The following is an 11,948-nucleotide window of genomic DNA, read 5'->3' as shown; positions in this document are numbered from 1 at the left end:
TTAATATAATTCGTCCAATGTCATGTTTAAATATTTGTTTACTGCACGCAAGGTGCTAAAAAATGAAAGAATGGCTCCCAATAAAATCAAACCGCCAAATAAGATGAACAGCATTTCATTATTTTGGAGGATAGCAAAGCCGTCTATATTGGCTTTGGTATATTCGATCAAACCGTAAAGAAGGCCCGAAGAAATTAATCCTGCCAAAGCCCCAAAAAAGAAAGATCTTCCTAAAAATGGTTTTCGGATAAAACCTTTGGTTGCACCTACCAACTGCATACTTCTGATCAGAAACCTTTGGGAAAAAAGGGCCAGTCGAATAGTGTTATTAATCAATATTATTACTGTCACCACCAATATCAAAATGAAAGCACCAAGGACAATACTTACTTTCAGCAGGTTTTTATTGATGGACTCTACCAGATCATTCATATAAGTGACTTCAAATACACCATCCATATCCCCAATTTCCTCTACTATTTCCTGCATTTTTTCACTGGTCTGATACTCCTCCTTAATAGAAATTGTATAGGAATCCCGTAAAGGGTTATCATCCAGAAAGGCTGTAAAATCTTCCCCGGTATCCTCCAGAAAGGATTTGGCTGCTTCTTCATCTGAAATAAAAGCCACTTGGGCACCATCCTCTTTTTGTAGTAAATAGGGTTTGGACTCTAAGCTTTTTCCAATTTTTGCCTTATCAGCATCCGAAGTGTTTTTATTCAGAAATACTTGCACTTCAATATTTTCCCTAATAATGCTGGTAAGAGATTTTGCCTGTATTACAATTACTCCGAAAAGTCCAACAATGAAAAGGGATAGCGTAGTACTAAAAAGTACGCTTATAAATTTAAAGCTTCCTAATCTTTTCTTTTTTCTTGAAGTGCTGCTCATGGGCTTTTTGAATTGTTCCAAAATTAATCAGCGATCCCAATTTAACCAATCTTATTGAAGTAAATTGAAAGGAAGATATACGCTTACAAATAACGGTGATAGGGGTAATATCTTGTTGATTTCTAATTTTTCCTTCTGGGAGTTTGATTAAGTCATTATTTATAAGGGGGTTAAATAAAAATCAGGGCCGACTATTTGAAGAAGGGAAACTATTCCCAAATCCCCTTGGGAACAATTTCCAAAACATGTCCAAATGGATCCTCAAAGTAAATACTTTTTAAACCATCCATCCAATCCTGTTCATGTGTGATTTTAATTCCCTTTTCCAGCAGGCTAGATTTGGTTTTTAAATAATTTTCCGCTTTTACCTCAAAAGCAATGTGCTGCTTCCCATGGGCAAAATGGGGAGGGAGATGGGTTTCATTAGCTGTAGTTTCCGGAATGAAACAAAGAAGTACGGAGCTTCCGCACCTAAAAAAAATATGCCTGCCATCTTCAATAGAAATGACAGGCATATCTAATTTTCCATTATAAAATGTTTTGGCTTTTTCAATATCGGATATATATAGGCAGGTTTCTTTTATTTGTGTATAATCCATAATTTAATTTAGGGAAAACATCGCTTATTTCAATGGTTGAAATCCTTATTCTCTACCTTAATTTTTGGATCCACTCACTCCAATTCCTCTTTGAAGCTATCAAACTGATAATCCTCTTTGATCATTAATTGAAGGTAATTAATTATTAGCTTTCTGGAAATTTCAAGAATTGTCTTCCAGATTAAATGATTTAAGTATATAGTTAATCTGTTCATTTTCAATCAAAAAGGCATCATGCCCATAAATCGATTTGATTTCCCTGTATGAACCTTTTGGTACATTTTTGGCAATAAACTGTGACTCTTCTTTTGTAAATAAAAGGTCGGTATCCACTCCAATGGCTAACACCCTGGATTTTATTTCCGATAGGGCTTTGGCGGTTCCTCCCCGGTTTCTTCCCAAATCATGACTATCCATTGCTTTTGATAAAGTCCAATAAGAAAGAGCATTGAACCTGTTAGACAGCTTTTGACCCTGATACCTGAGGTAGGAGCAGATTTTAAAATTGTCTGTTTTTTCTTCTGTATCCTTTTGAAATGCTTCAAAAGTTTGGTGGTGCCGATAACTCAACATTCCAATAGCCCTGGCTGCTTCCAAACCTTTTTTCCCAGCATCTTCATGGTTTTCGCCCCAGGTCCCATCTGCTTCAATGGCCATCCTCTGTGCCTCGTTGAAACCTATGGTCCAGGGTGAAGTTTTGGCATTGGAGGCAACAATAACAGTGTTTTTCACTTTTTCCTGAAGGTTGTAAGCCCATTCCAAAGCTACTTGGCCACCCAAAGAACCTCCTATTATCGTATCTATTTTTCTGATCCCAAGATGGCCTCTCAACTTTTCAAAAGCCATGGCCATGTCCCTGGTAGATAGTTGGGGGAAATCATAATAATATGGTTTCCCTGTTTTCGGATTGATGCTCATTGGTTGAGTTGATCCATAACAGGAGCCCAAAATATTGGCACATACGATAAAATTTTTGGTAGGGTCAAACAATTTATCTTCTCCTACTAGTCCACTCCACCATTCATGTACATTGGCATCCCCGGTAAGGGCGTGTAAAATCCACACCACATTATCTTTTTGTGGTGTCAGGTGACCTTGAGTGGTATAGCTGATCCGGAATTCCGGAAGGGATTCCCCGGATTCAAGCACCACTTCTTCATCACAGTGAAATACTTCTTGGGTCATATCGGAAATAAGATACGTAGATTGTAAATTCATGTGTTTCCTTTCTTTTTCAAAAGCGGTTTATAATTCCGCTCTGATGTCTTTTTGAATGGTCCTATGAAATTCACAGGCCATATTAATGGGTATTAGTCCATTCTCCAGTAAAATTTTATAAAAAGCCCCTTCAATTACTATTTGGTTCTTTGCTTTTAACTGAAATATATTTTCAAAAGGGTAAGGAAATTCCATTGGTTGATTTTGAATATTTTGTTTAGAAACTGGAAAAGGCTTGAAATGCCAAAGGCATTCCGGTTCCTGGGTTAGAACCGCATGGGCATCAGCATTACTTCATACATTTTTGGGTAAAATGTTGAGAAATAATTAAATGAAATGTTTTGGAGTGAATTTTTTGTTGTGTGCTTGATCCTTTTTATAAAATTCATATTTAAGAATTTATATTTCCAAATGAGGATATTCACATTTGGCAGGAATTGGCACCTTGGATTTTCCAGGTTGCCAGAGGGTCCATGAGCCTGTCTCTCACCTCTTCTGTATAAATCCTTATACTTTCTAAAAAGTAAAAGGATGACACAAATAAACGACGCTTATTTTGAATATCCAAGCTTCCAAAAGGGGATTTATAAAAAAATAAGATAATTTTATTCCCTATAAATCCAATAGGGAATACCTGAAAGTCCAAAATATTCAATGGAGTGGTTTGTTCATTTCTGAAAATTTCAGGCATTTAAGTTCCCTAAAAGTTAAATCATAAATTCTATGGGGTGTGGGAAGCAAATATTACAATTTCAAGGGTAGGGTATATTATTCTTTCAATGGGTCTAATTCCCCTAAATTAATAAAAGCACCAGTCGTATCATCCTGGTGCTTGATTTTGAGATTATTCAGTATTAGTTATTCTTTATTTTGCTCGTCCTAAGCCAATTTAACTTTAATGTTTTGGGCTTTTCTTGGACGGCTGGCTCCAAAGGTTCCCTTATGGATTTTTCCACGTTTTGTCTTCAAATCACCTTTTCCCATTACTTTAATTAGTTAAGATTAAATTAATTATTCTAATTTCAAATGTAATAGTAACCTAACAATTTGCCAAACTTTAAAATTGTTGAAATGTTGGATAAATGAAAGGAATGATTGATTTTATTTTTTAAATATCATATAAGGTATAAAAAAAATTGGTGTAAATGCGATAAACAAAATCTATTTATAAAAAAAAATCAAATACCCAATAAGTATTTTACTGGAATTTATTTGAATTAATCTTTTACTTTCTTGGCCTTATAAATATTCAGAAACCATTCTTACTGGGTAAATTGGTCAAAGTTTAGGGGTAGAATGATTTTGGTAGGCAATTCCTCTCCAATATCCTGATTGGTATTGAATTTTGGAAAATCCACAAGGGTAAACAAACGTAGGACCTCTTCATCCCTACCCCAACCTCCAGATTTCAGAATACTGGGTTGAAGAGAATTTCCCCTTTCGTCCACTACAAATTCAACCTCAACAGTTCCTAATTGGCCCCATTTTATTGCATCCATGGGGATATGAAGATTCTGACTTAGGAAATTTTTCCAAGTTTTATTGTTGAATATTGTTTGAGGTATTATTCCTGATGTGTTATGATCATGGGATTTGGCTCCATTTTTAGGCTCACTTTTGAAAACCTCTATTATTTCCAAAACTTTTTTATATTCTTATAATCCCTTTATAAGGCTAAATTCATATTGAAGTTCTCCGAGCTGAGCTATCACTACCCCATTTCTTAAAGCACTTACAAATTCATAATGGACAGGTGTCTTTAATCTTTTGATTTTGGCGGGAACTTTTACCGAATCCTGTGCAGCCAAAATTTGGTTTTTTTATTATAGAGACTGGTTGATGAAAGAGATAAGAAAGGAGAGGTCTTTTATCCATTGGTTTTAATGAAACCAAAGCCAAAAGGAAAATAGAAAGAGGTATTACTCCAAAAACTTTTAGCCAATTAATGTTTCCTGTTTTTTTGATCATTTCAATCCTTTTTAGTGTAGAAGGCTTTCCAAATTGATGACCAATTGGAATACCAGCTTTCTCCAAAGCCATTTTGGCCACTAGTATGGAATAAGATTGGCTATCGGATAAATGATTTAGTGCATATTGGTCTGCAGAAAATTTGTGTACATCCATTAAAGCTGCACGCATTGAATGAATGGCAGGATTGAACCAGAATAAAATGGTTAAAATCTGGTAAAACAATAAGTCCCAGGTATGACCTTCGTGGATATGGCCTAGTTCGTGGGAAAGAATTTGTCCTTTTTCCTGCTCACTCACCTTTATTGTATCATCCCAAAACAACTTGTTGAAGTAGGAAAAGCAGGGGCCATTCCAAAAGTTGGGATTAAAAAATATTGACCTTTAAGTTGGAAAGATGTTTGATACCATCCCTTTTCTTTTAGTTGTCGGAGCTGTAAGGTATGCCAAGAGAAACGTCCCAAAAGAAAGATCAAAACACATAAATAACCAATTATTAAATAATCTTTCCATTCTAGAAGAAGGGGAAGATTTGTGCTTTGCACAGTAAATTCGGGAAGACCATAAGTGACGATAATATCATTCCGTACTTCAGTTTGGGTTAGGGCTCTAAAAAAATCATTGTTCTTAAGGGAAATATTTGGCTTGTCAGATGACACTGGGATTTCAAGCAATGGTATGACCATCGCTATTAAAGGAGCCGTTAATAAAAATATCCTTGATAAACCAAAAACTTTTTGGTTTTTAAGGAAAACCTGGATATTCCGGATGATATTGACCCCTGTTCCGGGCATATTGACCCCTCTTTAGGAGAGGTTTGGTTTAATAATCAGATGGCCTGACAATTTTACATTTTTTTTCTGAGACTTTCCCCTTTCAGCTCGATTCTGTAGGAGGCGTGTACCAACCGGTCAAGAATGGCATCTGCGATGGTCGGCTCACCTATGACATCGTACCAGCTTGAGACAGGGAGCTGACTTGCAATAATAGTGGATTTTTTACCGTGCCTGTCTTCGATAAGCTCCATAAGATCGATCTGTTGCTGTTTATCCAGGTTTGTCAGGCCGAAGTCATCGAGGATGAGCAGGTCCGTTTTTGCCAGTTTATCAAAGAACCTGATGGCAGTGCCGTCCAGTCTGACCATCTTGATTTTGATCATGAGCTTTTGGGTGTTGAAGTAAGCGACCTTTTTCCCATGCACACAGGCCTGGTGGCCAAGGGCCGAGGCCAGGTAACTTTTTCCACAGCCGGTAGCCCCCGTGACAAGTACAGCATCCCCATTGGTTATATATTCCCCGGTTGCCAGGGTTGCCAGGAGCATATCATCCAGGCCCCTGGTTTTGTCCAGGGAGAGTTCTTCCAGTGAAGCTTTGTAACGGAACCCTGCGTTGGATTCCAGTCTTTTAAACCTCCTGTTGTCTCTTTCCTGTTCTTCTGCCTGTAACATAAGCTCAAGTCCTTCGGCAAGGGAGAGGCTTTGGTTTTTACGGGTCTCCTGTAGCGTTGTCCATGTTTGGCGCATGCCGTGGAGCCTGAGTTTGATAAGTTGTGTTTCGATCGGATTGGGCATAGTTGTTTAAAGTTTAAGTTATTGATATTGGTCATAATATGTTTTTCCCCTGACATTCCCGTGTTCAGGAAGTTCCCTGGCAGACGGCTCCGCTGTAGCTTCTGTCATATTGTTTTCCAGCATGTTCTTGATAAAGGTATAGGAGTATACTTTGTACTCCATGGCTGTATTGCAGGCTTTCTCCAGTCGCTCCTTATCCACCTTCCTGCCCAGGGCGAGCAGCCCGTCACAGGTCCTGTAAAGCTGTTCGGGGATCTTGCCCTGTTTAAACAGCAGGGAGATGTACCTGGACAAGACCTTTGAGTGTTGGGCGGCTTTGCTGCGGTAATATTCAGGACTTCTGTCCCTATAATGCTGGTGCTGGGAACACAGGTGTTCTTTGAGCGTGGAATAACTCCCTTGATTGAAGCCTCTGCTGTGTATGGCCACCCGTTCCCCTTTATGGAACACATAGAGCATACTCCGTGTATAGATCACCTTTACCCTTTGGCCTATCAGTGTATAGGGGACACTGAAATAGTGGTTGTCCCGGGCCAGATAGATGTGGTTGTTTTTGGCAACGGTCAGCCGGGCATAGTGTCTCAGCTCGAAGCGTTCCCCGGGGAGTTTCCCCAACAGGCCCTTCTCATCGGCGAGAAACTTCTCTTCCCTGCAGTAGGGCTTTTGCTGCATCCGGGTCTGGTTATGGGCTTTTACCTTTTGGCCAATGGCCCTGTTTAAACTGTGTATATCGAAGAACTGCATATTCCTGAGCCTGGCATATACCCGGGAGTAAAGGACCTTTACCTGGTTCTCTACCAATGCCTTGTCCTGCGGCTTCCTCGCCCTGGCAGGCACTACGGCCGTGCCGTAGTGGTTGGCAAAATCCTCAAGAGCCTGGTTGATACTTGGCTCATACTTGTCGGCTTTGTTCACTGCAGCTTTCAGGTTATCGGGGACCAACAGCTGTGTCACACCCCCCAACTGCTCCATACAACGGCTTAGGGCATATAGGAAGTCCGGGATGGTCTGGGAGGCCACGGCCATGGCAAAGGCATAATCCGAATAGGGAAGGCAGGCCACAAACAGCTGGCACCGGACCTCTTCTCCGGTTTCCCTGTCTATGTAGGCGATGGGCTTGCCTGCAAAGTCTATATACAGCTTCTCTGCAGGCTTATGCTCAAGTACCATGGATGGCTTTGCCCGGGCAAGATCCTGTTGGTTGAGGTGGTGGCAAAACTGGCTACGGCCGTATCCATCGGGATAGGACTGCCTGTACTCTTCCCATAAAAGAGTTTTGGTCACCCCTTTGCGCTGGAGCTCTTTTTGATAATAAGCAAGGTTGGAGATAAAGTGTTCGTACCGGGGATCTTTGTAAGAAGGGTCCCCTGAAAGGAACTGTTTCTCAATCTCAGGTACCTCCATGGACAGGAGCTTCTCCGTCGTAAGCCCTGTTTTCTTATTGTTTTCCAACAGCTTGTCCAGCTTAAAAAGATAGCTCTTGACTGTGTTTTTGCTCATCTCCAGCATGCGGGCTATGGTTTTGATGCCCTTGCCCTGCTGCCGTAAAATAATCATCTGCTTGATCTGACTCATCGGTTTTGGTTTACCTGCCATCGGATTATGCTTAGCGGTTTCGAAAATGTCCGCTAAAAAACCAAAACCATTCCATAGAGGGGTCAACTTGCTCCGGAATTTAAGCCTCAAAGGGGTCAGCTTGCTCCGGATTTAGCTCAATTTTTTCTTCAGGGGGTCAACATCCGCCGGAATGACAGGCGATTCTGGCCCTTAAAGCCACTTTGGTACCTGAATAATTGCCTAATTCGGAGGGGTCAGTTTACTCCGGATTATCCAGAAAACCCAGTAAAACCATAAAAAAATAATAGGCAGAAGGTGCTCTGCCAAATGTAATCAAACCAATGTGTCATTAACCTGATTTTACATCATCTTTGACCTCTTTCATCAATTTTTCAAGATCCTTGATGTCCAGTTTTTCATCTTTGGCAAAAAAGGAAGCTAATTTGGAAAAGGATCCACCAAAGTAACCTGACAAGAGGTTTTTAATAGAAAAACTTCTGTATTGATCTTTGGAAACTATGGGGAAATATTTGTGTGATTTTCCATAGGCTTTATGCTTGACAAATCCCTTTCTCTCCAAAATCCTGATAATGGTCGAAACGGTATTGTAGGCAGGTTTTGGGGAGGGCATCTTTTCAAGAATTTCTTTCACAAATCCTTCCTCGATTTCCCAAAGAATTTGCATGACTTGTTCTTCGGCTTTGGTTAATTCTCTCATGTGATTAAGCTGTTTTTTTATCAACTTAATCATTTAGTTTTATATAATCAAGTGGATATAGGAGCAAATAAAAGGTAGGAATTGAAAGCTTCCCTACAATACAGGAAAGGAAAATAACGCCTAAAATTTGGGAATGGATTTGGGGACTTTGGTTTGGGATTTGGCCTTTATTATTTTTCTTCGATCACATTTAATGAACAAGACCTGTTCAATAAGGATTTTGTAAAAAGTGTTTTAGTCAAAAAAAAGCCGCAATTCAATGCGGCTTTAAAATTTATGCTGTTCTTAATTTTATTATCCTTGTCATATGCAGCAATTTCACAATGGGGTAGGTAGGGTCAAATTCGTACCATTTTACTGCAAAGTTGGGACGGTTGGGTAATTTATGGTGGTTGTTTTGGAACAATTCACCCAACATTAAAATATCCATCAACAAACTGTTTTTACTGTGGTCATTGTTATCAAAATTGGCATATCCATATTTATGACCACTCCAGTTTACAATTGCTCCGTGAACTGGTCCCATCATAAAATGTATAGGAAGGAGGAAGTACATCCACCAATGCGTACCTGCCAGCTCAAATACACTTATGCTTAAAACATAAATAGCTACATATAAAACTCCCCAAGCAACCCTTACAACCATGGAGTCTGCCATAAGGTCAAATTTTTTCCAATCCGGAACATCCTTGGAAAACCTTTCTTCGGGCTTTAGCCTAAAGGAAAAATAGTCATTATATATGTTTTTGGTTTTCCACATCATTGTAAACAGATTTTCCGTATGATGGGGGCTATGAGGATCCTTTGGAGTATCACTGTAGGCATGGTGCATTCTATGGAGAATGGCATAGGCCCTCGGGGATAAATAGGAACTTCCCTGGCATATCCAAGTGAAAAGATAGAAAAACTTTTCCCAGAATTTATTCATCAAAAACATTTGATGAGCCGCATAGCGGTGAAGGAAAAAGCTTTGGCAAAACAAAGAGAAATACCAGTGCAGTAGAAAGAAAATTATTAAGATCACTTATTGTTTTTTATTGATTAATGCTACAAAGATACTTTTAAAAAGCCATAAAAGTAATACGTATTTTCATTATTTTTTAATTTTATGATATTATTCATGTTTTTTGCAGGAATGATTTGGAAAACAAGGTCGAATTCCAGGTTTTAAATCCCAGATCGGGGTTTATTGGGGAGGAAAAAAAAGATTGAAGTTTTACTAAAAATCGGGAATTGAATGGTTAATTTCCTGTCTGGGCCGGTAAAATAGAAGGTCCTCACTAAATTTAATTTGATTGAAAAATATCAGATTATTTTTCCTAATTTAAAATTTTAGTTCAAATAAATTTATATGAAAATCATTATCCAACTTGTTGTGGCTGGATTGGCAGTCATTATTTCAAGCTACCTTTTACCAGGAGTTTCTGTCGACAATTTTTTCATCGCAATAATTATAGCAGTTTTGTTGAGTTTATTAAATGTTACCATTAAACCATTGTTAATTTTATTGACCATCCCCATCACGCTTTTGACTTTAGGTCTTTTTTTATTGGTCATTAATGCTTTTATCATTTTACTAGCTGCGGAAATCATGCCTGGTTTTGAGGTCAATGGTTTTTGGTGGGCACTTTTTTTCAGTTTAATATTGTCAATCATTAATTCATTGTTGGGAGTCAATTTGCTTGAAAAAGACTGACGGTAAAGGGCATGAGAATGCAATTGTAAAAAAAATGGCAATCATTTTTTTTTAAGGTAATTAGTTGTAATTTAATTAATTATAATCGGTGGTTACAATAAAAATGGTAACTGTTTTAATAGTTTCATAAATATAGGCTATGTTGTAATTAAAAAGGTACTATGACGCTAACGATGTTATATAAGAACGAAGGACTGAAACCAGAGACCATTGCTAAATTAAAGGAGGAATTGAAGGCTTCAGGTAAACCATTTAAAATAATTCCTTCTGAAAACAACAGTGATGAATTTGTCAATTTTTATTTCATTGGTATGTACGAAGGCAGAGAAGTGATTTATGATGCCGCATTGTATACTTTGAGACTTCACCACTCCAGTGAGGTGTATGAATTGGCAGAACATAAAGCAGCCCAGAAATTTCCCAATTTTAGAGGGATAAAATATGAAGAGGATGAGAATGGGAATTTAAAACCCCTTAATAGTGATGAGGAGGAAATTGGTTGGTTTATGACGGAAATAATTATGGAAATAGAGGAAGAGGAATCCGTCAAGGTGCAGGAATTTATTGATTTGGATACCAATCATGATTTTGGCATTGGATTAGATGCAGCAATTAATGTAGATAGAATAGACGAAAAGGTCATTTCAAAATTTATCCAGGAATTTAATGATGATACCATTAGGTTGGATGAAACCTTTTATGCCTTCCAGTCTGAAGACGAAGACCTTCAAGAAGATTAATAATTCATTAAAATTTAATTTCCAGTGCCGGTTGTTTTAAACAACAATCGGTTTTTTTATGTTTAGATTATATGCTAAAGATAGCTTGGTCGCCAATTTATTCACACCCATTACCAAAGGGGCACCGGTTTCCAATGGAGAAATATGAATTGCTTCCCGAGCAATTGCTTTATGAGGGAACTATTGAAAAAGATAATCTATTTGAACCAATAGCCCTGGAAAATAAATGGATTACAAATACCCATCAGCCTGCTTATTTTAAAAAGTTATCTGATTTGGACTTGACCAAATCTGAAATTAGAAAAACAGGCTTCCCTCTTAGCAGGGGTCTGATTGATCGGGAGGTGCATATTATGCATGGATCCGTACAGGCATCCCTCTTTGCTTTGGAATATGGGATTGCCATGAACATAGCCGGAGGGACCCACCACGCCTTTTCTGACAGGGGGGAGGGTTTTTGTTTGCTAAATGATATAGCTATTTCTGCCAACTACCTGATTGCAAACAAACTTTCAAGAAAAATATTGGTAGTGGATTTGGATGTTCACCAAGGAAATGGCACGGCAGAAATATTCGGTGAAGAACCTCAGGTTTTTACTTTTAGTATGCATGGTGCTTCAAATTACCCCATGAAAAAGGAAAAGTCTGATCTTGATGTAGAATTGCCGGATAAAACCGGGGATGATTTGTATTTAAAAACCTTAGACCGGCATTTAAAAAAACTATTGGAATCTGTAGCTCCAGATTTTATTATTTATCAAAGTGGGGTGGATGTATTATCCACTGATAAACTGGGAAGGTTAAGCTTAAGCATTGAAGGTTGTAAAAGGAGGGATAAAATGGTTTTGGATCTGGCTTTTCAAAATGAAATCCCCATTATGTGTTGTATGGGAGGAGGATATTCTGAAAAAATAAGTCATATTGTTGAAGCTCATGCCAATACTTATAGGTTGGCCCAGGAAATTTTCTTTTAATTTTTTAAGCATTAAAT

13 protein-coding genes and 1 riboswitch are annotated in these 11,948 nt (G+C 38.3%); of the genes, 3 read left to right on the top strand and 10 right to left on the bottom strand.

The annotated features are described in order from the left end of the window. The 10 genes from QWY93_RS16585 to QWY93_RS16540 form a co-directional block, all read right to left on the bottom strand. Positions 1–891 (bottom strand): cell division protein FtsX, encoded by an 891-nt coding sequence (locus tag QWY93_RS16585; RefSeq protein ID WP_290249535.1) that lies wholly within the window; start codon positions 889–891, stop codon positions 1–3. Between the two features lie 209 nt (positions 892–1,100). Beyond that, entirely contained in the window at positions 1,101–1,490 is a 390-nt protein-coding gene (locus QWY93_RS16580; RefSeq protein ID WP_290249534.1) for a VOC family protein, read from the bottom strand. Between the two features lie 162 nt (positions 1,491–1,652). After that, positions 1,653–2,708, bottom strand: a complete 1,056-nt coding sequence (gene metX, locus QWY93_RS16575; RefSeq protein WP_290249533.1) for a homoserine O-acetyltransferase MetX — start codon at positions 2,706–2,708, stop codon at positions 1,653–1,655. A 396-nt stretch (positions 2,709–3,104) separates the two neighbouring features. Continuing rightward, positions 3,105–3,214: riboswitch (SAM riboswitch) on the bottom strand. A gap of 373 nt (positions 3,215–3,587) precedes the next feature. After that, the gene (locus QWY93_RS16570) at positions 3,588–3,692 is read right to left on the bottom strand and encodes a 30S ribosomal protein THX (protein WP_290249532.1); all 105 of its coding nucleotides are present in this window, start codon (positions 3,690–3,692) and stop codon (positions 3,588–3,590) included. Between the two features lie 278 nt (positions 3,693–3,970). Further along, positions 3,971–4,348: an energy transducer TonB gene (locus tag QWY93_RS16565; RefSeq protein ID WP_290249531.1), complete on the bottom strand. Its 378-nt coding sequence runs from the start codon at positions 4,346–4,348 to the stop codon at positions 3,971–3,973. Between the two features lie 100 nt (positions 4,349–4,448). After that, positions 4,449–4,976, bottom strand: a complete 528-nt coding sequence (locus QWY93_RS16560) for a M56 family metallopeptidase (RefSeq protein ID WP_290249530.1) — start codon at positions 4,974–4,976, stop codon at positions 4,449–4,451. A 547-nt stretch (positions 4,977–5,523) separates the two neighbouring features. Next, entirely contained in the window at positions 5,524–6,246 is a 723-nt protein-coding gene (gene istB / locus QWY93_RS16555) for an IS21-like element helper ATPase IstB (protein ID WP_290249529.1), read from the bottom strand. A gap of 18 nt (positions 6,247–6,264) precedes the next feature. Further along, on the bottom strand, positions 6,265–7,842 hold the full coding sequence (istA, locus tag QWY93_RS16550) for an IS21 family transposase (protein WP_290249528.1): 1,578 nt from the start codon (positions 7,840–7,842) through the stop codon (positions 6,265–6,267). A 310-nt stretch (positions 7,843–8,152) separates the two neighbouring features. Then, on the bottom strand, positions 8,153–8,521 hold the full coding sequence (locus QWY93_RS16545) for a BlaI/MecI/CopY family transcriptional regulator (protein ID WP_290249527.1): 369 nt from the start codon (positions 8,519–8,521) through the stop codon (positions 8,153–8,155). 274 nt (positions 8,522–8,795) lie between these two features. Next, on the bottom strand, positions 8,796–9,545 hold the full coding sequence (locus QWY93_RS16540; protein ID WP_290249526.1) for an acyl-CoA desaturase: 750 nt from the start codon (positions 9,543–9,545) through the stop codon (positions 8,796–8,798). Between the two features lie 327 nt (positions 9,546–9,872). Between QWY93_RS16540 and QWY93_RS16535 the strand changes: the two genes are divergently transcribed. From QWY93_RS16535 to QWY93_RS16525, 3 genes are all read left to right on the top strand, one after another. Then, positions 9,873–10,217, top strand: a complete 345-nt coding sequence (locus QWY93_RS16535; RefSeq protein WP_290249525.1) for a phage holin family protein — start codon at positions 9,873–9,875, stop codon at positions 10,215–10,217. Between the two features lie 173 nt (positions 10,218–10,390). Continuing rightward, on the top strand, positions 10,391–10,957 hold the full coding sequence (locus QWY93_RS16530; protein WP_290249524.1) for a hypothetical protein: 567 nt from the start codon (positions 10,391–10,393) through the stop codon (positions 10,955–10,957). A 71-nt stretch (positions 10,958–11,028) separates the two neighbouring features. Beyond that, the gene (locus QWY93_RS16525) at positions 11,029–11,931 is read left to right on the top strand and encodes a histone deacetylase family protein (protein WP_290249523.1); all 903 of its coding nucleotides are present in this window, start codon (positions 11,029–11,031) and stop codon (positions 11,929–11,931) included. The last annotated feature ends 17 nt before the right edge of the window (positions 11,932–11,948 follow it).

The organism is Echinicola jeungdonensis (assembly GCF_030409905.1).
Taxonomy (GTDB): domain Bacteria; phylum Bacteroidota; class Bacteroidia; order Cytophagales; family Cyclobacteriaceae; genus Echinicola; species Echinicola jeungdonensis.
Note: the sequence above shows the minus strand (reverse complement) of the source record. Positions and strands in the feature narration are given on the sequence as shown.